The organism is Janthinobacterium sp. PSRC1-1 (genome assembly GCF_049897525.1).
In the GTDB taxonomy this organism is placed as follows: Bacteria; Pseudomonadota; Gammaproteobacteria; order Burkholderiales; family Burkholderiaceae_D; genus Janthinobacterium; species Janthinobacterium tructae.
The window spans coordinates 327560-353067 of sequence record NZ_JAFCWK010000007.1; the positions used below are offsets into that span (position 1 = coordinate 327560).

Consider the following 25508-nt stretch of genomic DNA (forward strand, 5'->3'; position numbering starts at 1 on the left):
CCGGGTGGCCGGAGACGTCAAACGCATATTATCGCCGCTGCCTGCGTCAGGGGGCGTCGCTGACGGCAAATTCCATGGAAATTTGTTCCGCCACCAGCGCCAGCGCCGGCCCCAGGGCCGTCAGCAAGGCGCGCGCCTGCTGCAGGTCGCCGCCCAGGCGCAAGCGTTCGATCGACACGCACAGGCTGGCGAAGGCATGGGCGCCCACGGCCAGCGCCGATGATTTGCTGCGGTGTCCCAGGTCGGCCAGGCGCCCCAGGTCTTCCAGCGCCATGGCCTGCTCCATTTCAGCGATGCCGTCACGCGCCGTATCGAGAAACAGCTGGGTGTATTTGCGCATCTTCACGGCGTCATTGCTGAACGTGAGCGCCAGGGTGGTCAGATCGAGGACGGCCATGTCGCGCAAGTCCGGCGCGGCGGCCGACGGCGGCGCTTTCGGCAGCGCCGCCAGCCTGTCGCCCACGCGCGCATGAGCAAGGCTGCCGATGCCGCCGATGCCGCCACGCAGGCGAAACCATTTCGCCAGCAGGCGGAACAGCAGATTCGGGGCGATCGGTTTGGTCACGAATTCATCCATGCCGGCCGCCAGGCAGCGGGCGCGGTCTTCGCTGCCCGCATTGGCCGTCATGGCGATCACCAGCAGGCCGCTGAGCCTGGGGTCGGCGCGGATGCGGCGCGTCGCCTCGAAGCCGTCCATCTCCGGCATCTGCACGTCCATCAGCACGCAGTCATAGCGCTGGCGGGTCAGCAAGTCCAGCGCTTCGCGGCCATTGCTGGCGATGCAGACGGTGGCGCCGGCGTCTTCCAGCAGTTCGCAACCCACCTGCTGGCTGAAGACGTTGTCTTCCACCAGCAGGATGGAGGCGCCACGGATCACGTCCAATACCTCGGGCTCGACCTCGGTGATGCGTTCATCGCCCGCTTGCGCGCTTTTCTCCAGGCGCGCCGTGAACCAGAAGGTGCTGCCCTGGCCCGGCTGGCTGTACACGCCCACCTTGCCGCCCATGAGTTCCACCAGCTGCTTGCTGATCACCAGCCCCAGGCCGCTGCCGCCATACTTGCGCGTGGTCGAGGGATCGGCCTGGTGGAAGGAGCGGAACAGCTGCGCCACCTCTTCCTGCTTCATGCCGATGCCGCGGTCCTGCACTTCGAAGCGCAGCATGGCGTGGCTGCCGCGTTCCTCCGACTGGCGCACGCGCACGAAGATGCTGCCGTTGTCGGAAAACTTGATGGCGTTGCTGGTCAGGTTCAGCAAGACCTGCTCCAGGCGCAGCGGATCGCCGCGCCAGCGCTGCGGCAACTCGGGCGCGATATCGAACTGCAGCGCCAAGCCCTTCACGGCGGCCGCATCGCCGAGCTGGCTGGCGATATTCGCCAGCAGGGTGTCGAGGCGGAAGTCCAGCACTTCCAGCTCCAGCTTGCCCGCCTCGATCTTGGAAAAGTCGAGGATGTCGTTGATCAGGCCCAGCAAATGCTGGCCCGAATGGAAGATTTTTTGCAGATAGTCGCGCTGGCGCGCATCGGCCACCGATTTCAGCGCCAGGTGCGCCATGCCGATGATGCTGTTCATCGGCGTGCGGATTTCATGGCTCATGTTCGACAGGAAGTCGCTCTTGGCCTGGCTGGCCGCATCGGCCTGCTCCTTCAGCCGGTGCAGCTCCGTCACGTCGGTGGATAGCCCGATCAGGCCCGTGACGGGACCGGGCAAGCCCAGCGGCACCTTCACGCTCCACAGATGGTGCACCTGGCCCTGCGCATCGACGAAGCGCTCTTCGCCGACGAATTTGGCGCCGCTGTCGAACACCTGGCGCTCGGTCAGCTGCGCGGCGGCGGCCGCATCGCCGAGCATCAACTCGCCATCCTGGCGGCCGATCACCTGGTCCACCGAGCGGCCCAGAATGGCCGCCGTGCGCGCATTCACGTAGCGGTAGCGCAGGTCTTCATCCTTCATGTAGACGTAGGCATCGACGCTGTCGAGCACCGTATCGAGCAGGGTGCGCTGCGCCACCGCGTTGCGGCGCGAACGGTACAGGGTAAAGATGTAGCCATAAATAAGCAGGGTGCCGGCCACGCCGACGGCCAGCGCCAGCCACGGGAAATAGCGGTCAAAGGGGCTGTACAGCTCCGCCTTGCGCACGCGGAAATGGGCTTTCCATACGCCCCCCTGATACACGATGGGCAGGACCTGGTCGAAATACGCGGCATCGCCGCCCGGTTGCGGCGGCGCTGCCGCCAGGTCGCCGTCATCGTTGAACAGCAGACGGTCCTGCGGCGCGATGCGCAGGACGCCTTGGGCCGGCAGAGGTTCGACCGCGCTGTACAGGGTCAGGTGCAGCGGTTCCAGGGCGCTGCGTTCGAGCGCGCTGTGCACCAGTTGCGCCACGCCAAAGCCGATGCCCACGGATCCCTGGTAGGCGGCGCGGCGCTCGGCCACGCTGCCTTGCGGCATGCCATTGCGGTACACGGGCAGGCGCATGCCCAGGCCCACATGCGCGGGCGGTCCCTTGATCATGATCACCTGCCCCGACGCGCTGACTTCGCCGCTGTCGCGCGCCTGCGCCAGGGCTTGCGCCACCAGCGGGTTGGCGCCGATATCAACGCCCATGCGTTCGGCCAGCAGGGAATCGGGCTCCAGGTAAGTGAGCACCGTGTATTCGGGTCGCTCGCCAGGCGGGCGGATGGTGAAGGCGGGATAGCCGCGCGGCGCCAGGCTGGTGTCGCGGCGCACGGCCTCGATATAGGCGGCGCGCTGCGCAGACGGGACGGCCACCGCATAGTTGACCGATTCGATGGCGGGGAACTGGCGCGCGATATCGAGGCCGGCCACGTAATCGTGGAACTGGCGGCGCGTCAGCTGCTCGCTGGTGCGAAACAGCGCTTCGAGGCCGCGCAGCAGGTCGGAATAGCTTTTGACGCGCGTGGCCAGGCTATGCTGGGCAGCGTGCGTGAGGTTGTCGAAACGCTGTTCGGCGTCGTCATTGACCGTGCGCGCCGCGCCCGCGTACAGGGCGCCGCCCACCGCCAAAGCCAGCAACAGCCCACCTGCCCAGATCCTGACGCCTGGTCCCGCCCCGCCCTTGCTCAAAGTGTGCATTGTCAATCGCTTATTCCGGTTTCCTCGAATGTGCGGCACTCCGGCCACCCAGCAAGCACGAGGATACTATCAAAGCTCACGCCCGACGCGCTTGTGCAAGAAAAAAAACGCGCATGATGGTTGCACTGGAAAACACCTGGTGCTTAAGCCTCCCGCAGCACGCCTGCCAGCAAGGCGCCGGCGCCATGCGCATCCCACGCATCGGCGCAGCGCACCACGTCGCCCACGACGATGATGCTGGGGCTGCCCAGGCCGCTGGCCAGCAAGTCGGCGGGCAAAGCGTGCAAAGTGCTCAGCAATTCGCGCTGCGCCGGCAAGCTGGCCGATTGCACCACGGCCACGGGCGTGCCGGGCGCCATGCCGCCGGCCAGCAAGCCCGCCTGGATGGCCGCCACCCGCGCCACGCCCATGTAGATGACCAGGGTCAGGCCGCTTTGCGCCAATGCCGCCCAGTTCGGCTCGGAAGCGCTATCCTTGCCATGGCCCGTGACGAAGATCGCGCCCTGGCTCCAGCTGCGGTGCGTCAGCGGCACGCCGATGGACGATGGCGCGGCCAGGCCGCTGCTGATACCGGGGATGACCTCGACGGCTACGCCGTGGCTGCGCAGGTAGGCGCGCTCTTCGCCGCCGCGCCCGAACAGGTACGGGTCGCCCCCTTTCAGGCGCACCACATGCTGTCCGGCGCGCGCCTCGGCCAGCATCAGGCGCTCGATGAAGGCTTGCGGCGTGGAAGCGCAGCCGCCCCGCTTGCCCACCTCGACCACGCGCACGCCTTGTGCCGCATGCGCGAGGATGGCTGGATTGACGAGGTCGTCGATCAGCACCACGCCGGCCCGCGCGATGGCCTTCACCGCTTTTAATGTCAACAGGTCCGGGTCGCCGGGACCGGCGCCGACCAGGGTCACACTTCCACATTGCGCCATGATGCAGTCTCCAATCAGAAAAAATGGCCGATGGCAAACGATGCCGCGTACGCTTCCGGCGCGCTGCCGTCCCACACGACGCCGTCGCACAGGGTCGAGCTGCGCATGGGGGATTTTGGTACGGGCGTGGCCGTCATTTCCGCCGCCTGACGGTACAGGTCGAGGCGATTGACTTGCCTTGCCACCGCCAGGTAATCGGGTTCGTCGCGCAGCAAGCCCCAGCGCCGGTGCTGGGTCATGAACCACATGCCGTCGGACAAGTAGGGGAAATTCACGGCGCCGGCACCATAAAACTTCAAACCGTGCGTCTCGTCCCAGGTCTTGCCCAGGCCATCCTGGTAGTGACCGAGGATGCGCGGCGCCAGCATTTCCTGCGGCGTATTCAGATAAGCGGGCTCGGCCAGGGTGGCCGCCATGGCCAGCCGGTTGGCGTCGCTGGCGTCGATCCAGCGGCCCGCCTCGAGCACGGCGGCGATCAGGGCGCGGCAGCTGTTCGGATGCTGGCGCGCAAACGCGGCGCTGGTGCCCAGCACCTTGCCCGGATGGTCGGGCCAGATGGCGCCGCTGCTGGCGGCCGTCACGCCCACGCCATCGACGATGGCCTTGTAGCCCCACGGTTCGCCCGCGCAAAAGCCATCCATCTGGCCAGCGCGCAAGGCGGCCACCATCTGCGATGGCGGCACCGTCATCACGCGCGCGTCGCGCAGCGGATCGATGCCATGCGCGGCCAGCCAGTATTGCAGCAGCATCGCGTGATTGCCGGTCGGGAAAGTATGCGCGAACGCAAACGGCCGCGCCGCAGCGCCCATGTACCGCGCCAGGGTGAGGCCATCGTGGACGCCTTCGCGCGCCAGCGCCGCCGACAATGTCACGGCCTGGCCGCTGTGATTGAGGTTCATCAGCACGGCCATGTCGCGCTGCTGCCCGCCGATGCCCATCTGCACGCCATACACGAGACCGTACAACACGTGGGCCGCATCGAGTTCGCCATTGTTCAATTTGTCGCGCACGCCGGCCCACGACATCTCCCGGCTCAGTTCGATCTTGATGCCGTATTTTTCATCCAGGCCCAGCTTCGAGGCCATCACCAGCGAGGCGCAATCGGCCAGCGGCAGGTAGCCGATGCGTATCGTCTGCTTTTCCGGCTGCAGCGTGCGTACCAATTGGACGCTGTCCGCCATTTTCTCTGTCATACCATTCCTTGCTGATAAGTACTGTTTTGCCGCGCCGACATGGGCAGGGTCATGCCCATCCAGCAGCAAGGACCATGCCTGCGCATGCCCCGCCCGAGGCAGCCGGAGACGCACCGCGATGGTGCACTGCACCAGCATGTATCAGGTAATGGACGATTCATCCCAGCAAGTCCTCCACGTCGAGGATACGCTGGGCAATGTCCGCCAGCTTCAGCTTTTTATTCATCGCCATGCTGCGCAGCCGCTGGTAAGCCTGCTCTTCCGTCAAGCCCTGATGCGTCATCAGCAGGCCCTTGGCCCGCTCGATCACCTTGCGCTCGAGCAGCTTGTGCCGCGTGTCGAGCAATTCGGCGCGCAGTTTTTCTTCCTGGCGAAAGCGCGCCAGCGCCACGTTCAGCACGGGTTGAATGCGCTCGGCCTGCAGGCCGGCGACGATGTAGGCGGACACGCCGGCCGCCATGGCCGCGTCGATGCTGGCCGTGGCGCCGTCTTCCGTGAACAGGACGATGGGGCGGCGCTCGTCGCGCGTGGCGATGACGATGTGTTCGAGCACGTCGCGCGCATCCGATTCGGCATCGATGATGATGAGATCAGGCTGCAGTTGCGCGATGCGCTCGGGAAGGTAGAGGTCGGCTGGCAGCGAGGCGACGATGTCGAAACCCGATTCCAGCAAGCCGATGCGCAAGGCATTGCCGCGCTGCACTTGGGCAGCCAATGCCGCGTCCGCGTGCACACCGTGCTCGACAATAGTGTTGACGACAACGATGCGCAAAGGCTGGGTACGGCTGGACGTCATGGGAGCGATCTGCAATGGCTAAACGATTAACCATTGCAGTAAGCAAGAAGCGAACCAGCCGGTTTTACAGCGGGATTACTTCAAGGTCGGCATGGCAAACTCCGCCCCGGCCGCCGTCGAGGCCGGCCAGCGCTGCGTCACGGCCTTCTGTTTCGTGTAGAAGCGCACCGATTCCGGGCCATGCGCGTGGTGGTCGCCGAACAGGCTGCGCTTCCAGCCGCCGAAGCTGTGGAACGCCATCGGCACGGGAATCGGCACGTTCACGCCCACCATCCCCACCTGCACCCGGTGCGTGTATTCGCGCGCCGTGTTGCCGTCGCGCGTGTAAATCGCCGTGCCGTTGCCATACTCGTGCGCATTGACCAGGTCCAGCGCCGCCGTGAAATCGGGCACGCGCACGATGCACAGGACTGGCCCGAAGATTTCCTCCTTGTAGATCGTCATTTCCGGCGTGACGTGGTCGAACAGGCTGCCGCCAAGGAAAAAGCCGTGCTCATGGCCGGGCAGCACGAAACCGCGCCCATCACTGACCAGCTTGGCGCCTTCCTTGACGCCGGTGGCGATGTAGCCGGCGATCTTCTCCTTGTGCACTTGCGTGACCACCGGCCCCATCTCGGCCGACAGATCCATGCCCTGCGTAATCTTGAGTGCTGCGATGCGCGGCACCAGCGCTTCGACCAGCTGGTCCGCGACATTGCCCACCGCCACGACGACGGAAATGGCCATGCAGCGCTCGCCGGCCGAACCGAAGGCCGCGCCCATCAGGGCATCGACCGTCTGCGGAATGTCCGCGTCCGGCATGACGACCATGTGGTTTTTCGCGCCGCCCAAGGCTTGCACGCGCTTGCCCTGCGCGCAGCCGGTGGCGTAGATGGTTTCGGCGATCGGCGTGGAGCCGACAAAGCTGACGGCGCGCACGTCCGGATGGTGCAGCAAGCCATCGACGGCTTCCTTGTCGCCCTGCACCACATTAAACACGCCATCGGGCAAGCCCGCATCCGTCAACAGTTGCGCCAGCAGCAGGCTGGCCGACGGGTCGCGCTCGGACGGCTTTAATACAAACGTATTGCCGCAGGCAATCGCCATCGGAAACATCCACATCGGCACCATGACGGGAAAGTTGAACGGCGTGATGCCGACGCAGACGCCGAGCGCCTGGCGGATCGACCAGGCGTCGATGCCGCCGGCCACCTGCTCCGAATATTCGCCTTTCATCATCTGCGGGATGCCGCAGGCAAACTCCACCACTTCGATGCCACGCGTCACTTCGCCCTTGGCATCCGTGAACACCTTGCCGTGCTCGCTTGTGATCAGCGCGGCCAGCTTGTCGGCGTTTTGCTCCAGCAATTCCTTGAACTTGAACATGACCCTGGCGCGGCGCAGGGGCGAGGTTTGCGACCAGGCGGGAAAGGCCGCGTGGGCGGCGGCCACGGCCGCGTTCAGCTCGGCGGCGGTGGCCAGGGCCACCTTGGCGGTCACCGCGCCCGTGGCAGGGTTAAAAACGTCGCTCGTGCGCTCGGAGCGCGACGCCATGGGGTTGCCACCGATAAAGTGGCCGATCTGTTGCGTTGTCATTGTCTTGTCCTTGGTTATTTCGTCATCAGCCATTCATGGGCCGGGTCGTTTTTAAAATGCCACACGCGTTGCGGGCCGGCCATCACGTTCAGGTAATAGCCGTCATAGCCATACGGCACGGTAACGGGGTGGTAACCCCTGGGCACCATCACCACGTCGTGGTTTTCCACGGCCATGGCTTCGTCGATGGAACGGTCATCCGTGTAGACCCGTTGAAAGGCGAAGCCCTGCTCCGGGTTCAGCCGGTGGTAGTACGTCTCTTCCAGCGAGCTTTCCAGCGGCACATTGTCGCTGTCGTGCTTGTGCGGCGGATAGCTCGACGAATGACCGGACGGCGTGACCACCTCGACCACCAGCAAGCCGTCCGCCTCGGCCGTCTGCGGCAGGATGTCGCACACATAGCGGGTATTGGCGCCCTTGCCGCGCACGGAGCGCGTCATGGCAGACGGCTCGATCAGGCGCGCCGGACGGTGCGTGGTGGCCGGCGCGCTGCACAGGGCGACCTCGGCGGCGCTCACGGCCGTGATGCTGACCTGAGTATCGAGCGGCACATACACGGCGTAGGGCGAGCGATCCTCGAAGACGCTGGCGCGATTGCCGATGGTTTCCCACATCTGTTCACCGGCCCGCACGGTGACCGTGCCCGTCAACACGACGATGCACAGTTCACGGCTGCCCGTTTCCAGGCTGATGTGCTCGCCGGCCGCCAGGCGGTGCGCGGCAAAGCCCACATGCGTCCAGCCGGCCGACTCGGGCGTGACTTCGACGATGGTCTGTCCCTGCCCTGCTTTCACCAGCAGCGGGCTCATGCCGCCTCCCTGCCCAGGCGGGGAATGGCCTCGACCAGATGCGCCAGGTAGTCGTGGCCCATCTTTGCATACTGGTAACTGGGCGCCACGGCCGGGTCCTGCTCCGCCTCCACCACCAGCCAGCCCGCGTAGCCATGCAGATACAGCCGCGTCAGGATGGCCGGGAAATCGATGCAGCCGTCGCCGGGCACGCTGAAGGCGCCATTGATCACCGCTTGCAGGAAACTCCAGTGGCCATTACGGGCCAGTTTCACCACGTTGGGGCGCACGTCCTTGCAATGCACGTGGCAAATCCTGTCGATATGTTTATTGAGCACCGCCAGCGCGTCGCCGCCGGCAAAGGTGATGTGGCCGGTGTCGAACAGCAAGCCGACCTCGGACCCCGTCAGGGCCATCAATTGATCCACGTCCGCCGGCGTTTCCACGTAGGCGCCCATGTGGTGGTGGTACGCGAGGCGCACGCCGTGGTCGAGCAAGTGCTTCGCAAACGCCGTCAGCTTGTCGGCGTAATCCTGCCATTGCTGCGGCGACTGGAAACGCGGGCGCTTATACAAAGGCCGCGCTTCGCCCTGGATGGCGTCGGCCACTTCGCCGTACACCATGACGGTGGCGCCGCTGTCGGCCAGCAGGCGCAAGTGCGATGCCACGGAGGCGATCTCTTCCTCGACAGAGCGGTGCGCCAGCCGTCCCGAATACCAGCCAGAGACGCACGCCAGGCCATACTTGCCCAGCACGGCGTTCAGGGACGGGGCGTCTTTCGGAAACTTGTTGCCCAATTCAAAACCCACGTAGCCGATTTCGGCGCCTTCCTTCAGGGCCGTTTCCAGCGGCGTCTCGCCGCCCAGCGATGGCAAATCGTCGTTCATCCACGAGATCGGGTTGATGCCGATCTTGACATTCCAGGTAGTCATCTCAATTCCTTTGTTTCAGGCGATCATTTTCATAACGGGCGCGCGCAGCTTGCACGCCTGGCTGGGTGGACACTTCCGGTACGGCCACTTCCCACCAGCAGCCGCCCTCTTGCGTCGTGCGCGTGTCGTCCGTGTCGATGCAGATCAGATAGGTACGCGCGGCGGCGCGGGCGCGCAGCATCGCCTGTTCCAGTTCGGCAATGTTGGCCACGTGTTCGGAGAGCGCGCCCATCGCTTGCGCATGCAGGGCGAAGTCGATACGCGGGGCGCTGTCGGGCAACATATTGTTGAACGAGGCATTGCCGCACGCCTGCTGCAATCGGTTGATGCAGCCGTAGCCACGGTTGTCGAGCACGACGATGATGAGCTTTTTATCCAGCATGACGGAAGTGGCGATTTCCGAATTCATCATCAGATAGCTGCCATCGCCCACCATGACGATCACCTCGGCATCGGGCTTGGCCATCTTGACACCGAGGCCGCCGGCGATTTCATAGCCCATGCACGAATAGCCGTATTCCATGTGGTAGCCACCCGGTGTTTCCGTGCGCCACAGTTTGTGCAATTCGGCCGGCAAGGTGCCCGCCGCGCAGACGACGATGTCGCGGGTGGTGGAGTCCTTGGATGAACGCTGCACGGCGCCGATGACTTCGCCGTCATACGGCAAGCCGGCCACTTCCCGCTGGCCCGTGATGGCCAGCACGGCAGTGCGCCATTGCTGTCCTTCCTGGCACGCGCGATCGCGCCACTCATCGGCGCTGCGCCACTGATCCAGATGACGCGACAAGCCTTGCAAGCCCAAGCTCGCGTCCGCCTGCAAGCCCAGGCCGCGGCGTTTCAGCGCATCGAAAGCGTTGACGTTCAGGCTCACCAGTTGCGCCTGCGCAAACAGGGAGTTCGATCCCGTCGTGAAATCCTGCAGGCGCGTGCCGACGGCCAGCACCACGTCGGCCTGCGCCGCCAGCGCGTTGGCGGCGGGCGAACCGGTGACGCCGATGGCGCCCAGCTGCAGCGGATGGTCCCACGGCAAGCTGCTCTTGCCCGCCTGGGTTTCCGCCACGGGAATGCCATGGCGTTCGGCAAACGCCCGCAGCGCGGCGCTGGCCTGGCCGTACAGCACGCCGCCGCCGGCCACGATCAGCGGCTGCTTCGCGTTTTTCAACTGTGCGGCCGCTTCTTCCAGTTCCTGCTCGACGGGCGGCACGGCGCGGAAACGCACGATGCGCGGCATAAAGAATTCTTCCGGATAGTCATACGCCATCGTCTGCACGTCTTGCGGCAGAGATAACGTGACGGGACCGCAGGCGGCCGGGTCCGTCAAGGCGGCAATGGCGCGTGGCAAGGCCGTCAGCAATTGCTCTGGATACACGATGCGGTCGAAGTAACGCGACAGCGGTTTGAACGCATCGTTCACCGAGACGCTGCCGTCGCTGCCATCTTCCAGCTGCTGCAAGACCGGGTCCGGCGCACGCGACACGAAGACGTCGCCGGGCAGCAAGAGCACGGGCAAGCGGTTCACGTGCGCCAGGGCGGCGGCCGTCAGCAAATTGGTGGCGCCGGGGCCGATGGAACTGGTCACGGCCAGCATGCGCCGGCGCATGTGCGCTTTCGCGTAGGCAATGGCCGAATGCGCCATCGCCTGTTCGTTGTGCGCGCGGTAGGTGGGGAAGGATTCCCGGTATTGGTACAGCGCCTCACCAATACCTGCCACGTTGCCGTGGCCAAAGATGGCGAAGGCGCCGCCGAACAGGGGGGTCAAGGAACCATCACCGTCCTCCGTGCGCAGGGCGGCCAGATAGCGTACCAGGGCCTGCGCCATGGTCAAGCGGATCGTCGTCTTCATGCGGCACGCTCCAGACGGTTGCGCGTGCGCTGCCAGAGGGAAATCAGCTGCTCGAAGTTGGCGCGCACGGCGGCGATCAGGCCCGCATCGTCGAGCTCTCCGGCCAGCCAGCGGCGGCTCGGTTCCTGGAAGATGGTGCGGCCCACCATGAAGCCACGGCACGTGGTGCTGGCACTGGCTTGCTGAAAACTGGCGGCCAGTTTCTCGATCGGCGCATTCAAGCCCAGCAAGACAACGCCACGGCAATACGGATCGCGCTCATGCACCAGGGCATCGATGGCTTGCCATTGCTTGGCCGACATGCTTTCCAGCTTCCACCATTCCGGATAGATGCCCAGGTTGTACAGGCGCTTGACGGCGCGCAAGACGGTATCGTCACTGTGCGGCAGGGATTCCGACGGGATCACCTCCAACAGCAGTTCGTGACCGCTCACTTGCGCCGCGTCGTACAGGGCCTTGATCTGCGCTTCCTGTTCCAGCCGGTTTTCCACGGTGTCGTCCGGGTGCAGCTGCACCAAGCATTTGATCACGTGTTCCTTTGGCCAGCTGAGCAGATGCGAACCGATGGAGCGGCCCCAGTCGAACTGCAGCGGATTCGAGCCCGGCAATTCCACCGGACGGCCTATCCACCAGCCGCGCCCCGTCGCATCGTTGAGCGCGTCGACGCCATAGCGGCCATCGATCAGCACGCCCGTCTTGCCGGCCAGCTGCAAGGCCGTTTCCGTCTGCGCCACGGCTTGCACCATCAATTGCTTCAGGGCCGAGATACGCGACTCGGCTGAGCCCGTCTGTTGCGCCAGCTCAAAGAATTGCGTGCGGTGGTCGAAGGCAAACACGCACAGCTCATCCCACTCTTTGCGCGCGACCGTCGTGCGGTGCAAGCGGGACAAGGTGGCGTCCTGGTCCGGCTGCGTCAGCCTGGCCGCATTGGCCAGGAAATAGTCGAGTTCCACGGGCGACGGCATGGCCGGCGCGCAGCCATGGCGCGACACGACGAGGGCGCCGCAGCCATTCGCGTAGCGGCAGCACGCTTCGTAATCCTCGCCGCGCAGCCAGCCTTTCAGGAAACCGGAGAGGAACGCATCGCCCGCACCGAGCACGTTCAGCACTTCCACGCGCACGCCACGGTAGTTATATGCATCGTCGAGGCTTTGCGGAATGGTGGCGTCGATGACGGCGCTGCCCAGCGGGCCCCGCTTGACAACGAGCGTCGCCAGGGTAGCGGCCCGCACGGCGCGCAGGGACGCCATGATGTCGGCGCCGCCGCCGGCGATCATGAATTCCTCTTCCGTGCCGACGATCAAGTCGAATTGCGGCAGGATCGCCTGCAAATGGCTGGTCACGCCGTCGTTCGAGACGAAACGCGTTTCGCCGTCCGCCTTGCCGGAGAGTCCCCACAGCACGGGCCGGTAATCGATGTCGAGCACGGTGCGCACGTTGTTGGCGCGGGCCAGTTGCAATGCTTGCGTGCTGACGGCGTGCATGGCACTGGTAGAAAAATGCGTGCCAGTGATCAACAGCGCTTTGCTGGAGGCAATGAAGGCCGCATCCACCGACGACGCGTCGATGGCCATGTCGGCGCAATTTTCCCTGTAGAAGATCAGGGGGAAGGTGTTTTTATCCTTGATGCCCAGCATGACGAGGGCCGTGAGGCGGTCGCGGTCGATGCCGACATGGCTGACGTCGCAGCCCTCTTTCGACAAAGTGTCGGTGAGGAAACGGCCCATGTGGTCGTCGCCCACTTTCGACAGCATGGCCGATTTGAGGCCCAGGCGGGCCGTGCCGAAGGCGATGTTCGCCGACGAGCCGCCAAGGTATTTGGCGAAACTGGTCGCGTCTTCCAGCGGGCTGCCGATCTGCTGCGCATACAGGTCCACCGCCAGGCGGCCCAGGCAGATCACGTCGAGCGCGCGGCCGTGGGCAAATTGTGTCGGGTTATTCATGGTTATCCTTAAATCGTGACACCGTCGAGTTCAGCCATCAGCGTTTGCATTTCCGCACCGCCCGCCATCATGTCCAGTACTTCATCCTTGGAAACGGTTTCCTTGGTGTAAGTGCCCAGCGACTTGCCCCGGTTCAAGAGGGTGAACGAGTCGCCCACGGGGTAGGCATGGTGCACATTATGGGTAATAAAAATCACGGACAAGCCCCGCTCGCGCGCCTTGTAGATCAGTTTCAGCACATTGAACGACTGTTTCACGCCCAGGGCCGCCGTCGGCTCGTCGAGGATCAGCACGCGCGCGCCGAAGTGGATGGCGCGGGCAATGGCCAGGCACTGGCGTTCGCCGCCCGACATGGTGCCCACGGCCTGATGCGGGTCGCGCACCATGATGCCCATCTCGGCCAGCTTGTCGCGCGCCGTGGTGGCCGCATACTCCATATCCATCACGGGCAGCACGCCGAACATTTTTTTGATCGGCTCGCGGCCCATGAAGAAATTGCGCGCCACGGACAGCAAGGGCACCAGCGCCAGGTCCTGGTAGACGGTGGCCACGCCCAGGTCGAGCGCTTCCTTCGGCGAATTGAAGCAGACGGGCTTGCCGTCGACCAGATATTGCCCGCTGGTGGGCCGGTGCACGCCGGCCAGGGTCTTGATCAGGGTCGACTTGCCGGCGCCGTTGTCACCCAGCAGGCAATGCACTTCGCCCGGTTTCAGGCGCAGGGTGACGTTTTGCAGGGCGATGACGGAGCCGAAACGTTTGCTGATATTTTCCAGCGCAAGGATGTATTCGCTCATGGCTTATCTCGCTTCCGTGACACGTGCACGGACAAAGTTGTTGAACAGTACCGCGATCAGCAGCATGACGCCGAGGAAGACGCGGAACCAGTCCGAATTGATATTGGTGTAAGTAATGCCGATCTGCACCACGCCGAAGATCAGCGCGCCGAAACAGGCGCCGACGACGGAACCATAGCCGCCCGTCAGCAAGGCGCCGCCGATGACGGCCGCGATGATGGCTTCGAACTCCTTTTGCATGCCGCGGTCGGCGGCGGCCGAGCCCACGTCAAAGACTTGCAGCGTGGCAAACAGGCAGGCGCAGAAGGCGGTGAAGACAAACAGCGATACCTTGATGGTTTTCACGGGCACGCCCACGTTCTTGGCCGCGTTGGCGTCGCCGCCGACGGCGAAGATCCAGTTGCCGATGCGGGTGCGGGCCAGCACGAAGCCGGACACCAGCGCCAGGCCGGCCCACCAGACGATGACCTTGGGGATGCCCTTGACCAGCGGCGCGCCATTGTCGAGCGCCGTGATCCAGCCCGCCTTGGCCATCCAGGCGAACAGCGACGTGCCCACTTCGCCATGGAACAGGGTCAGGGCCAGCCAGTCGTCGGCGGCCAGCGCGCCGATGCCGCTGACGATGGTGCGGTTGGCAAACATGATGGACAGGGCCAGGGTCAGGCCGCGCAAGATGAACAGGAAGGCCAGGGTGACGATAAACGACGGCAAGCGCGTCTTGATGACCAGGTAGCCGTTGAGCCAGCCCAGCGCCATCGAACCGGCAAAGGCGAACAGGATGGCGGCCCACACGGGCCAGTGGAAATACACGGAAGGGATGGCGATCATCATGCCGGAAAAGCCGATCATGGAGCCGATCGACAGGTCGAATTCGCCGGCGATCATCAATACGCAGGCGCCGATGGCGATGATGCCCAAGTAGGCGGCCACTTGCGCCCAGTTGATCACGCCGTCGAGGTTGAACATGCCAGAGTCGCCGGCCGTCAGGATGAAGAAGGCGAACACCAGGATGGCGCCCGAGATCGAGGCGAATTCGGGACGGCTGAACAGCCGCTTGAGCCAGCTGACCTGCCCCACGCGCTCATCGGCAGCCTGTTTTTGCGGCGGCGCGCCCGAGGCGGCCATGCCGCCCTGTTCCACGCTGAATTTCACGGTACTCATGCTATGTCTCCCTTGTTTTATAGCAACCTGCCAGCCTCGACAACAATTCCAGGGCGGCAGGACCCGCGCGCCGGCAAGCTTGGCCTGCGCGCGGGGACAACAACTAAGTATTGATTGAATTGAGAAGCCGGTGCTTAACGGAACTGGCCGGCGTACTTCTCCACCTTGCCGATATTGTCCTTGGTCACATACCCAGGACCGGAACCGATATGGCGCGGGCCATACGATGGTGCCAGGCCATATTCGGCCAGGCGCGCCTTGAACTTGGCGTTATTGATCAGCTTTTCGCGTACCTTGGCCATGTCGCTGGTCTTGTCCTGCTTCATGATGGCCAGCACGGCAACGGGGATGTAGCCTTGCAGGTAAGGTTGCTGGTCGATGGCGAACTGAATGCTGCCATCCTTGATCGCTTTCGAGATTTCATCGGACAGGTCGAAGGTGGCAAACCACATCTTGCCCTTCAAGCCCATTTTTTCCAGCGCCTTGAGCGAAGCGTGGGCCGAGGTCGGGCCCAGCGCCAGCACGGCTTGCGTCTTCGGATTGTTGCGCAGGAAAGCGCTCAGCTTGCTTTCGATGGTGGTCGGGTCTTCGCCCGCATCCAGCGTGGCGGCCTTGAAGTCGACGCCGATCGCATCGGCAAAACCGCGGCAGCGCTCGAACGACGATGGATTCGTCGCGTAATGGTTGACGCAGACGAAGGACTTGATGCCGGCCGCCTTGGCTTTTTCGCCCGCGCCCTTGCCTGCCTCGTACTCAGGCTGGCCCACATGCATCACGGCGCCCAGCTGTTCGCTTTGCGCCAGGGTGCCGGAATTGATCGTGATGAAGGGGATTTTCTTCGCCGCCACCAGGCCCAGCGGTTTTTGCAGCACGCTGAAATCGGCGATGCTGACGATCACGCCATCGTAGTTGCGGGCCGCCGATTGCTCGACCAGGCGCGCCATGTCGGCCAAGTCGCCATTCGGCGGATTGCGGTAGTCGACCGTGACATTGAAGTCTTCACCTGCTTGCTTGACAGAATTTTTGATCGTATTCCACCAGGAATCGGAATCGGGCGCATGGCTGATCAACACGAATTTCTCGCCCGCCGCGTGGCTGGCGTTCATGCCCAGACCCAGTCCCAGGCCGAGGCCCAGCATGGCCAGGCTCTTCAGAAATCCCTTACGCTTATTGCTTTGCATGAATGTCTCCTTGAAGGATTAATTTTTATAGTTGCCAGCTTTTGAAGCGTGTCAACGGGGAGCCGGAAAGCCGGCAAGACCCGATGCACTGCGCACAGCTTAGGCCACAAAAAAGACAAATGCAATAAAATTTTCAAAATAAATATAAATAGAAAATCATTTCTATTTTCTGCATTCACTCCTATAATTCTCGCCAGAACCAGCCCAAAGGAAACAGCATGGCAGCCACCGCCCCCATCGAACAACTGATGCAACACATCGCCGCCGAGTACGACAATCTGTCGCGCCAGTTGAAAGTCATCGCCCAATACATCGAGAAGCACCGGGCCAGCCTGATGCTCGAACGCATCAGCGAAATCGCCACCGCTTGCGACGTGCAGCCGTCCGCCATCGTGCGTTTCGCACAGCGCTTCGGCTACACGGGCTTTTCCGAAATGCAAGATGTGTTCCGCCAGGCTTATACGGACCAGGCCGGCGCCACGCCCGATTACCAGCAGCGCATCCGCAAGCTCATTTCCACACGCGACGCCGCCCTCAGCGCAGGCGACCTGACGCGCGAATTCGTCGGCGCCAGCCGTGCCGGCCTGGACGACCTGGCCGCCGGCCTCGACGACGCGCAGCTGGAAGCGGCCGTCAACCTGCTGTTAAAAGCAGACAATATCTATGTGATCGGCGTGCGCCGGTCCTTCCCGATCGCCTCCTACATCGCCTACGCGCTGGAACACACGGACAAGCGCGTGCACCTGATCAGCGGACTGGGCGGCATGCACCGCGAACAGATGCGCAGCGTGCGCGAACGCGATGTGGCGATCGCCATCAGTTTCTCGCCGTACGGCAAGGAAACCCAGCAGTGCATCAAGGCGGCGCAAGACAAGGGCGCCAAGGTCCTGGTGATTACCGACAGCAAGCTGGCCCCGCTCGCGCGGGCCGCCGACGCGCTGCTCACTGTCACCGAGGGCAGCGCCTTCGCCTTCCGCTCGCTGACCAGCACCATCTGCCTGTGCCAGGCGCTGTTCATCGCGCTGGCATATAAATTAGAGCTCGACATCGAAGAAATCCACACCCCAGGAGAACATGATGATTGAAGTAGCATTGTTTGGCGCCGGACGCATCGGCAAAATCCACGCGGCCAACCTGGCTGCCCAACCCGGCGTACAGTTCAAGTACGTGGTCGACGTCAACCAGGAAGCGGCCGCCGCGCTGGCCGACTTGCATGGTGGCAGTAGCGCCACGGTGGAAGCGGCGCTGGCCGACCCGGCCGTCAAGGCCGTCGTCATCGCTTCCAGCACGGACACCCACGCGGACCTGATACTGCGCTCGGCCGCCGCCGGCAAGGCCATCTTTTGCGAAAAACCCGTCGATTTGACGCTGGACCGGGCGCGCGCCTGCGCCGCCGCCGTCAAGGAAGCCAGGGTCATGTGCATGCTGGGATTCCAGCGCCGCTACGACCCCACCTTCAATGCCGTCAAGACACGCATCGAGGCGGGCGAAATCGGCACGCCGGAGCTGCTCATTGTGACCAGCCGCGATCCGGGCCCGCCACCGGTCAGCTACATCAAGGTCTCGGGTGGCATCTTCAAGGATATGCTGATCCATGATTTCGACATCTTCCGCTGGATACTCGACGATGAAGCCGTCAGCGTGCACGCCACGGGTAGCTGCCTGGTCGATCCGGCCATCGGCGAAGCGGGCGACCTGGACACGGCCGTCGTCACCATCCGCACGGCCAAGGGACGCTTGTGCCAGATCAATGCCTCGCGCCGCGCCGCCTACGGCTACGACCAGCGCTTCGAAGTGCTGGGCAGCGCCGGCATGCTGCAGGCGGGCAACCACAAGCCGACGGAAGTGACGGCCTATGGCGCCGTGAACGTCAGTGTGGACAAGCCGGAAGATTTTTTCCTGGAACGTTACCGCGTGGCGTACGCGCAGGAAATGGCGCACTTCTTTGACGCCCTCAGCCACGGCACGCCGCTGCGCACCACCGTCCACGATGGCTTGAAAGCGCTGGAACTGGCCGAGGCGGCCACGCTGTCGTGGCGCGAAAGTCGTGTTGTAAACCTCGTGTCGTGACCCTGGCGTCGTAACTTTATAAACCAAAAATAAAAATATCTGGAGACAGCATGTCATCCCCAACATTAAACCTCGGCATCGTCGGCCTGGGCCGGCTGGGCCAGCGCCACGCCATCAATCTGGCGCAGCGCGTGCCCAATGCGCAAGTGGTCGCCGCCTGCAGCCCCGTACCGGCCGAACTGGACTGGGCCGCCAGCCAGCTCGGCATCACCACCGGCTATGCGGACTACGACGCCCTGCTGGCCCATCCGGGCCTGGACGCCGTGTTTCTCGTCACGCCCACCTCGCTGCATGCGGACCAGATCATCGCCGCCCTGCGCGCCGGCAAGCACGTGTTTTGCGAGAAGCCGCTGTCGCTGGACCTGGCCGACTGCCTGAAGGTGGAAGCGGAAGCGGCGCGCCACCCGCAGTTGACCATCATGATCGGCTTCGTGCGGCGTTTCGACGCCAGCTACCATGACGCGCAGCAAAAGATCGCCCAAGGACTGATCGGCAAGCCGTATCTGGTGCGGTCGCAGACCTGCGACCAGAACGACCCCAGCGGCGCCTTCATGCGCTTCGCCCCCACCAGCGGTGGCATCTTTCTCGATTGCAGCGTGCACGATATCGACCTGGCGCGCTGGCTGCTGGGCAATCCCGTGCCCAAGCGCGTGTATGCGAGCGGCACCAACGCCATCCACACGGGCTTGCAGGCATTCGGCGACGTCGACAACGGCCTGGCCACGGTCGAATTTTCCGACGGCAGCATGGCCAGCTTCATGGCCTCGCGCACCATGGCGCATGGCCATGAAACCCTGACGGAAGTGTTCGGCACGGGCGGCCGCCTGGCCGTGGGCAGCAATCCGCGCCTGAACCGGGTGGAAATTTCGGATGCGCATGGCGTGCGCAATGAATGCACGCCGGACTTCTATGCCCGCTTCGCCGACGCCTTCCTGATCGAGGCGCAGGAATTCACGGATGCGGCGCTGGGCCGGCGCACCCTGTCACTGACCTTGCACGACGCGACGGAAGCGACGCGCATCGGCCTGGCCATGACGCAGGCGATGCGCGAAGCACGGCCCGTGGAATTTTAAGCCCAAGGCAGGGACTCAGGCAGCCGGTGCAGGAAATGGACGTTCGGGCTGCCTGGGTTCCACTGCCAGGCGCAAGCCCATGGCGTCGAGGATGGCCGTCAGGGTGGCGAGCGATGGATTACCGTCCCGCGACAGGGTACGGTACAGCTGGGTAGGATTGAGCCCGGCCGCCTGCGCCACGGCAGGCACGCCGCCAAAGGCGCGCGTCAGCTGGCGCAGTACGGCCAGCAGTTCGCCGTGGTCGCCATCGACGAGGATATGGTTGATCAGTTCCAGGGCGAGCTCGGGATCGTCGCGGTACAGTTCGGCCATCGCCTCGTCATGCGAGCGGTCTCTCGGTGGTTTGCGGATGTGCTCGCTCATGTCCTCTCTCCTTCCAGTCGTGCCAGCAGGCACAGGCGTATTCGATATCTTTCGGCTGCGTGCGCTTGTCACCACCACACAATAATAAAATGATCTGCCCGTCAGCAATCGCATGATAGATGCGGTAGCCAGGCCCCACGTCGATGCGCAACTCCCACACGCCGTCATGACAAAATTTATGGTCGCCAAAGTTGCCTGCTATCAGACGCAACACGCGCCTGACTACGGCCACTTTAGCCGTGCTATCGCGTTGCCGCTTCAGCCATTCCGTGTACAAATCCCTGCCCGATGACGTCAGATAGTGCCGGATCTCATACATCATATTCGTCCATAAACGAAGAAAGATCAAGAAAAAAATCACGTGTACACATAAAAAGAAGACCACGCCATCTTGCTACCAAAGCCGCACGCGCAGGCCGTGAATGCAGAGGTCACTGATGTACATCAAGATGCGTTTCCCCAGTTGCTGTAGATAAATGATGTGACGCGTACACGCCTCACGCGCGTCCGATTGCGCTATACAATAAGCGCTGCCCAACCGCGAAAACCCAGGCCACCATGACGTACTACGCCCGCAACTCCCCCTCCCTCGCCGACGTGGCCGAACGCTACGTCAAGCTGGTTTTGGCCATGGGCCAGCACGACGCCTCGTATGTGGACGCGTATTACGGCCCACCCGCCTGGCAGCAGCAAGCGGTGGAACAGCCACAGGGTTTGAGCGAGATCCAGGATGGTGCACATGAAGCGCTGACCCTGCTGGCCGATGACGCATCCTTGCGCGCCCTCAACCTGCGCAAGCAGTTGCAAGCCGTGCTGGCCAAGGCCGACATGCTGCAGGGATCACGCCTCGATTTCGATACGGAAAGCGCGCGCCTGTACGATGCCGTCTCGCCCCATCACGGCCGTGCATACTATGAAGCACTGGTGGCGGCAATCGACGCCTTGCTGCCCGGCGAGGGCACGGTCAGCGAACGCGTGAATGCCTTGCGTGCGCAACTCATCATTCCCGCCGACAAGCTGCGCGCCGTCATGGAGGCGGCCATCCGCGCGGGCCGCGAACGCACCCTGCAGCACATCGCCCTGCCAGCAGGCGAAGATTTCATGCTGGAATTCGTCAGCGACAAGCCATGGAGCGGCTACAACTGGTACAAGGGCAACTACCAGAGCGTGATCCAGATCAATACGGACTTGCCCGTGTATATCGATCGCGCCGTCGACCTCGGTTGCCACGAGGCCTATCCGGGCCACCACGTCTACAACGTGCTGCTCGAACGTGACCTGGTGCGCGCCAAGGGCTGGATGGAATACTGCATTTATCCGCTGTACTCGCCGCAATCCTTGATCGCCGAAGGCACGGCCAATTACGGCATCGAACTGAGTTTCACGGATGCAGAGCGGCTGGCGTTCGAGCAGCAGGTGCTGTACCCGCTGGCCGGCCTGGACCCGGCGCTGGCGCCCCGCTATGCGCAACTCAATGCGCTGCTGGCCAAACTCGGCTACGCCGACAACGACATCGCGCGCCAGTACCTCGAAGGCAGCATCACGCGCGAAGAAGCGCTGGAATGGCTGGTCAACGTGCGCCTGTATCCGGCCGAGAAATCGGCGCAGCGCCTGCAGTTCTATGATGCCATGGGCGCTTATGTCATCAATTACAACCTGGGCCAGGACATGGCGAAAGCCTATGTCGAACGCCAGGGCGGTACGCGCGCCGAGCACTGGGCCGCCTTCGGCGATTTGATGTCTTCGCCACGCGTGCCCAGCGCGCTGCTGGCATAAGGCGCACACCGTAAAGGAGAGTCACATGCACACCACACATACTGCCAGCGCCCTGCTGCTGGTTCTGTCCCTCAGCCATGCGGCGTGGGCCAGGGATGCCGCCGTCGCCACGGCACCCGCGCCGAGTGCGCGCCAGCAGGCATTGATGGCCACCGTCGTGGGCAGCGCCGCCCATCCGCGCATCCTGCAGGTGCGCCTCGATGAACTGCATCCGACCCAGCCCGCCATCGGCTACGACCAGGTGTACTACAAGCTGGGACGCTATGCGGCCGAAGAAAAGCACATCGCCGACATCGCCAGGCCGAAGAAATTTTCCGACCTGTGCGAGGCCAATGGCCAGGGCGACGTCTTGCCCGACACGGCCAATGTGCCTGGCGCCACCCTGGCCGCGCCACCGGCCGGCTACCGCTGCAAGGCGGCCGTGGGCAGCCGCCCGGGCGACATGAAAACTGTCGTCATCGGCCCGCGCGGCGTCGTGTACCTGACCGATGGCCACCACACGTTTTCCACCTTCTGGGATGCCGATGGCGGGCGCAATCATCAATTGAAGGTGTGGGTCAAGGTCAGCGACAATTTCAGCGCGCTGGGCGAAGCGGCGTTCTGGACGCGCATGCGCGCAGAAAACAAGGTGTGGCTGAAAAATGGCAGGAACCAGGCCATCACGCCGCAGCAGCTGCCACCCGCCATCGGCCTGGCGGCGCTGGGCGACGACCCGTACCGCTCGCTCGTCTACTTTACGCGCGAGATCGGCTACAAGCCGCCCGCGCAGGCCACGGAATTTCTCGAATTTTACTGGGCCGGCTGGCTGCGCGACAAACCGGCGCTGGACCTGGCGCGCATCGACCTGCTCGATCGCGCCGCGTATGCAGGCGTCATCCTGCAAGCGGCGCAGGCCATGGTGGCGCTGCGGCCTGATGACATCGTCAGCGGCGGCAAGCGCGCCGCCGACCTGGGTGCACTGGACAAGGTCGACCGCGAAACGCTGGAAGAATTGACGCAGAACAAAGGCAAGCTGAGCTACGCCATCGCGTACAGGAAATCGCTGGCGCAGTAAGCGCGCCGGCGCAAACGACAACGGCCCGCCTGTCAGCTGACAGGCGGGCCGTTCTCTATGGCAGGTGCCGCTTACGCGATGCGTTCGCCATTGGCCGGATCAAACAGGGCCGCTTTCGACAGGTTGAACGACAGCTGCATGGTCTGCCCCGGCAGCACGGCTTCGCGCGGGTGCGTGCGGCACGTCACGGCCGCGCCGTTCAGGCGCGTCGTCAGCAGGGTATCCGGGCCGGTCGGCTCGACCAGGTCGATCAGACAACCGAGTTCCTGGCCCACGTCGCCGTGCGCGCTGCTCATGTCCGTGATCTGTTCCGGACGCACGCCCAGGACCACCTCCCGGCCCGCGTAGGCGCGCAGCTTGTCGGCGTCGAAAGGCAAGGCCAGGCGCATGCTCTTGCCCGCGTTGTCGATGGCGACAAACACCTCGTTACCCTCGATGACAGGCTTGACGGTAATGAAATTCATCGACGGCGAACCGATGAAACCGGCGACGAACAGGTTGGCCGGATTGTCATAGATTTCCTGCGGCGTGCCCAGTTGCTGCACCACCCCATCCTTCATGACGGCGATCAGGTCGCCCATGGTCATCGCTTCGATCTGGTCATGCGTGACGTAGACGATGGTGGCTTTCAGGCGCTGGTGCAGCAGCTTGATCTCGGCGCGCATTTCCACGCGCAGCTTGGCGTCCAGGTTCGACAGCGGTTCGTCGAACAGGAACAGCGAAGGCTTGCGCGAGATGGCGCGGCCCATGGCCACGCGCTGGCGCTGGCCGCCCGACAGCTGCGCCGGACGGCGGTCCAGCAAGTGCGTGATCTGCAGCGTTTCGGCAACGCGCGAGACGATTTCTTCCTGCTCCGCCTTCGGCACTTTTTTCACGTTCAGGCCGAACGCGATGTTTTCGCGCACCGTCATCGACGGGTACAGCGCGTAGGACTGGAACACCATGGCGATGTCGCGGTCCTTCGGCGGCAGGTCGTTGACCACCTTGCCGTCGATGAGGATTTCGCCCGAGGTGACGCTTTCCAGGCCGGCCACCATGTTGAGCAGGGTCGATTTGCCGGAGCCGGAGCCGCCGACGAGGATCAGGAACTGGCCATCCTTGATCTCGATGTCGATGCCTTTCAAGACTTCGACGCCATTCGTGTACACCTTGCGGATACCGCGTATCGATAAACTGGACATATTATTTCCTTAACCTTTGACTGCGCCTGCGGTCAGACCGCGCACAAAATATCGGCCTGCGACCAGATAGACCAGCAGGGTAGGCAGCGCGGCAATCACCGCGGCCGCCATGTTGACGTTGTATTCCTTCACGCCCGTGGACGTGTTGACCAGATTGTTCAAGCCCACCGTGATCGGCTGCGAATCGCCGCTGGCGAAGACGATGCCGAACAGGAAGTCGTTCCAGATCTGCGTGAACTGCCAGATGATGCAGACGACGAAAATCGGACCCGAAATCGGCAGCACGATCTTGCGGAAGATCAGGAAGAAGCCGGCGCCGTCGATGCGCGCCGCCTTGATCAGTTCTTCCGGCACGCCGATGTAGTAGTTACGGAAGAACAGGGTCGTGAAGGCCGTGCCATATACCACGTGCACGAAGACCAGGCCGGTGGTGGTGTTGGCCAGGCCGAATTCGCCCAGCAAGCGCGCCATCGGCAGTATCACCACCTGGAACGGAATGAAGCAGCCCACCAGCAAGGCGGCGAACAGCATTTCCGAACCACGGAAGCGCCAGTGCGCGAACACGTAGCCGTTGAAGGCGCCCAGGAAGGTCGAGATCAGCACGGCGGGTATCACCATCTTGATCGAGTTCCAGAAGAACGGCTGCATGCCGTCGCAGGTGACGCCCGTGCAGGCCGAAGACCAGGCCTTGGCCCAGGAATCGAACTGCCATACGTGCGGCAAGGCCAGCAGGTTGCCGCTGCGGATCTCGTCGAGCGACTTGAACGACGTCGACAGGGTCACGTACAGGGGCACGATGTAGTACACCGCGAACAGAATCAGCAGCAGGTACAACACCACCCGTCCCAGGGTGAGTTTGTTGTTACGTGTAGGAGTGTGTGTCATCTCATCGCCTTTGCGCTGCGCGTTTCCAGGTACATCAGCGGCACGAGCACGGCCACGATGGTGGCCAGCATCATCATGGCCGATGCCGAGCCCAGGCCCAGCTGGCCGCGGGTGAAGGAAAACTGGTACATGAAGATGGCCGGCACGGACGACGAGTTGCCAGGTCCGCCAGCCGTCAGTGCGATGACCAGGTCGAAGCTCTTGATGGCGATATGCGCCAGGATCAGCAGCACGCTGAAGAACACGGGACGCATGGCGGGAATCACGATGCGCCAGTAGATCGTCGGCAGCGATGCACCATCAACTTGCGCCGCCTTGATGATTTCATCATCGATGCCGCGCAGGCCAGCCAGGAACAGCGCCATGACAAAGCCCGACGATTGCCACACGCCGGCAATCACCACCGTGTAGATGGCCATGTCGGAATTGACCAGCCAGTCGAAGGTGAACGAGGTCCAGCCCCAGTCGTGCATGACCTTTTCCAGGCCCAGGCTGGGATTGAGCATCCATTTCCAGGCAGTACCGGTGACGATGAAGGACAGCGCCATCGGATACAGGTAGATGGCGCGCAGCGCGCCTTCGGCGCGGATTTTCTGGTCCAGCAGGATCGCCAGGAACAGGCCGATGGCGATGCTGCAACCGATGAACAGGACACCGAAGATGCCGAGGTTCTTGAGCGAGGTCCACCAGCGCTCATTGTCGAACAGCTCGACGTATTGCACCAGGCCGGCGAACTCGTAGTTCGGCATCAGCCGCGATTCGGTCAGCGACAGCCAACCGGTCAAAAAGATAAAACCATAGACGAATAGCAGACTGGCGATGAGCGTGGGGCCCAGCACCATCTGCGGTATCCATCGGTCGAATTGCTTGCGTATGGACATAG

Annotated in this window: 22 protein-coding genes; 5 read left to right on the plus strand and 17 right to left on the minus strand. The window is 63.5% G+C overall.

Annotated features, from left to right (window positions below; translation table 11 throughout):
- Nucleotides 1–46 precede the first annotated feature (46 nt).
- The 12 genes from ACP7DW_RS17855 to ACP7DW_RS17910 form a co-directional block, all read right to left on the minus strand.
- Complete coding sequence (locus ACP7DW_RS17855; protein WP_426056003.1) at nt 47–3034, minus strand: CHASE domain-containing protein; 2988 nt, start codon at nt 3032–3034, stop codon at nt 47–49.
- Nucleotides 3035–3237: 203 nt separating this feature from the next.
- Nucleotides 3238–4017, minus strand: a complete 780-nt coding sequence (gene cobA, locus ACP7DW_RS17860) for a uroporphyrinogen-III C-methyltransferase (RefSeq protein WP_426056004.1) — start codon at nt 4015–4017, stop codon at nt 3238–3240.
- Nucleotides 4018–4031: 14 nt separating this feature from the next.
- A complete protein-coding gene (locus ACP7DW_RS17865) occupies nt 4032–5210 on the minus strand; it encodes a CmpA/NrtA family ABC transporter substrate-binding protein (RefSeq protein WP_426056005.1) in 1179 nt (392 codons plus the stop codon).
- 157 nt (nt 5211–5367) lie between these two features.
- Nucleotides 5368–6006 (minus strand): ANTAR domain-containing response regulator, encoded by a 639-nt coding sequence (locus ACP7DW_RS17870; protein WP_426056006.1) that lies wholly within the window; start codon nt 6004–6006, stop codon nt 5368–5370.
- Between the two features lie 75 nt (nt 6007–6081).
- Entirely contained in the window at nt 6082–7581 is a 1500-nt protein-coding gene (locus ACP7DW_RS17875) for a CoA-acylating methylmalonate-semialdehyde dehydrogenase (RefSeq protein WP_426056007.1), read from the minus strand.
- A gap of 14 nt (nt 7582–7595) precedes the next feature.
- Nucleotides 7596–8390: a 5-deoxy-glucuronate isomerase gene (gene iolB, locus ACP7DW_RS17880; RefSeq protein ID WP_426056008.1), complete on the minus strand. Its 795-nt coding sequence runs from the start codon at nt 8388–8390 to the stop codon at nt 7596–7598.
- Nucleotides 8387–9301: a myo-inosose-2 dehydratase gene (gene iolE / locus ACP7DW_RS17885; RefSeq protein WP_426056009.1), complete on the minus strand. Its 915-nt coding sequence runs from the start codon at nt 9299–9301 to the stop codon at nt 8387–8389. Before iolE ends, iolB begins: the two co-directional genes overlap by 4 nt.
- Before the next feature lies 1 nt (nt 9302).
- Nucleotides 9303–11144: a 3D-(3,5/4)-trihydroxycyclohexane-1,2-dione acylhydrolase (decyclizing) gene (iolD, locus tag ACP7DW_RS17890; protein WP_426056010.1), complete on the minus strand. Its 1842-nt coding sequence runs from the start codon at nt 11142–11144 to the stop codon at nt 9303–9305.
- The gene (locus ACP7DW_RS17895; RefSeq protein WP_426056011.1) at nt 11141–13087 is read right to left on the minus strand and encodes a bifunctional 5-dehydro-2-deoxygluconokinase/5-dehydro-2-deoxyphosphogluconate aldolase; all 1947 of its coding nucleotides are present in this window, start codon (nt 13085–13087) and stop codon (nt 11141–11143) included. Before ACP7DW_RS17895 ends, iolD begins: the two co-directional genes overlap by 4 nt.
- An 8-nt stretch (nt 13088–13095) precedes the next feature.
- Nucleotides 13096–13881, minus strand: a complete 786-nt coding sequence (locus tag ACP7DW_RS17900; RefSeq protein WP_426056012.1) for an ATP-binding cassette domain-containing protein — start codon at nt 13879–13881, stop codon at nt 13096–13098.
- A gap of 3 nt (nt 13882–13884) precedes the next feature.
- The gene (locus ACP7DW_RS17905) at nt 13885–15006 is read right to left on the minus strand and encodes an ABC transporter permease (protein ID WP_426056055.1); all 1122 of its coding nucleotides are present in this window, start codon (nt 15004–15006) and stop codon (nt 13885–13887) included.
- Between the two features lie 170 nt (nt 15007–15176).
- Nucleotides 15177–16181, minus strand: coding sequence for a sugar ABC transporter substrate-binding protein (locus ACP7DW_RS17910; protein WP_298407164.1), 1005 nt, complete (start codon nt 16179–16181; stop codon nt 15177–15179).
- A 260-nt stretch (nt 16182–16441) separates the two neighbouring features.
- Here ACP7DW_RS17910 and ACP7DW_RS17915 point away from each other — a divergent pair, with 260 nt between their 5' ends.
- The 3 genes from ACP7DW_RS17915 to ACP7DW_RS17925 are packed head-to-tail and all read left to right on the plus strand — an operon-like array spanning nt 16442 to nt 19366.
- Nucleotides 16442–17308: a MurR/RpiR family transcriptional regulator gene (locus ACP7DW_RS17915; protein WP_426056013.1), complete on the plus strand. Its 867-nt coding sequence runs from the start codon at nt 16442–16444 to the stop codon at nt 17306–17308.
- Nucleotides 17301–18293: an inositol 2-dehydrogenase gene (iolG, locus tag ACP7DW_RS17920; RefSeq protein WP_426056056.1), complete on the plus strand. Its 993-nt coding sequence runs from the start codon at nt 17301–17303 to the stop codon at nt 18291–18293. Before ACP7DW_RS17915 ends, iolG begins: the two co-directional genes overlap by 8 nt.
- Before the next feature lie 50 nt (nt 18294–18343).
- On the plus strand, nt 18344–19366 hold the full coding sequence (locus ACP7DW_RS17925) for a Gfo/Idh/MocA family oxidoreductase (protein ID WP_426056014.1): 1023 nt from the start codon (nt 18344–18346) through the stop codon (nt 19364–19366).
- Between the two features lie 15 nt (nt 19367–19381).
- Here the strand turns inward: ACP7DW_RS17925 and ACP7DW_RS17930 are convergent, their stop codons facing one another.
- Entirely contained in the window at nt 19382–19729 is a 348-nt protein-coding gene (locus ACP7DW_RS17930; protein ID WP_426056015.1) for a DNA-binding protein, read from the minus strand.
- Nucleotides 19686–20051 (minus strand): type II toxin-antitoxin system RelE/ParE family toxin, encoded by a 366-nt coding sequence (locus tag ACP7DW_RS17935; RefSeq protein ID WP_426056016.1) that lies wholly within the window; start codon nt 20049–20051, stop codon nt 19686–19688. The genes ACP7DW_RS17930 and ACP7DW_RS17935 overlap by 44 nt, the downstream gene beginning before the upstream one ends.
- Nucleotides 20052–20287: 236 nt before the next feature.
- Here ACP7DW_RS17935 and ACP7DW_RS17940 point away from each other — a divergent pair, with 236 nt between their 5' ends.
- The gene (locus tag ACP7DW_RS17940; protein ID WP_426056017.1) at nt 20288–21505 is read left to right on the plus strand and encodes a hypothetical protein; all 1218 of its coding nucleotides are present in this window, start codon (nt 20288–20290) and stop codon (nt 21503–21505) included.
- Between the two features lie 25 nt (nt 21506–21530).
- Nucleotides 21531–22559, plus strand: coding sequence for a ParB/Srx family N-terminal domain-containing protein (locus ACP7DW_RS17945; protein WP_426056018.1), 1029 nt, complete (start codon nt 21531–21533; stop codon nt 22557–22559).
- Nucleotides 22560–22630: 71 nt separating this feature from the next.
- On the opposite strand, the gene ACP7DW_RS17950 is transcribed toward ACP7DW_RS17945, so the two are convergent.
- From ACP7DW_RS17950 to ACP7DW_RS17960, 3 genes are read right to left on the minus strand one after another with little or no spacing between them, the layout of a single operon-like run.
- Entirely contained in the window at nt 22631–23740 is a 1110-nt protein-coding gene (locus ACP7DW_RS17950) for an ABC transporter ATP-binding protein (RefSeq protein ID WP_071077885.1), read from the minus strand.
- A gap of 9 nt (nt 23741–23749) precedes the next feature.
- Nucleotides 23750–24625, minus strand: a complete 876-nt coding sequence (locus ACP7DW_RS17955; protein ID WP_141168740.1) for a carbohydrate ABC transporter permease — start codon at nt 24623–24625, stop codon at nt 23750–23752.
- Nucleotides 24622–25506, minus strand: a complete 885-nt coding sequence (locus ACP7DW_RS17960; protein ID WP_071077887.1) for a carbohydrate ABC transporter permease — start codon at nt 25504–25506, stop codon at nt 24622–24624. Before ACP7DW_RS17960 ends, ACP7DW_RS17955 begins: the two co-directional genes overlap by 4 nt.
- Nucleotides 25507–25508: the final 2 nt, after the last annotated feature.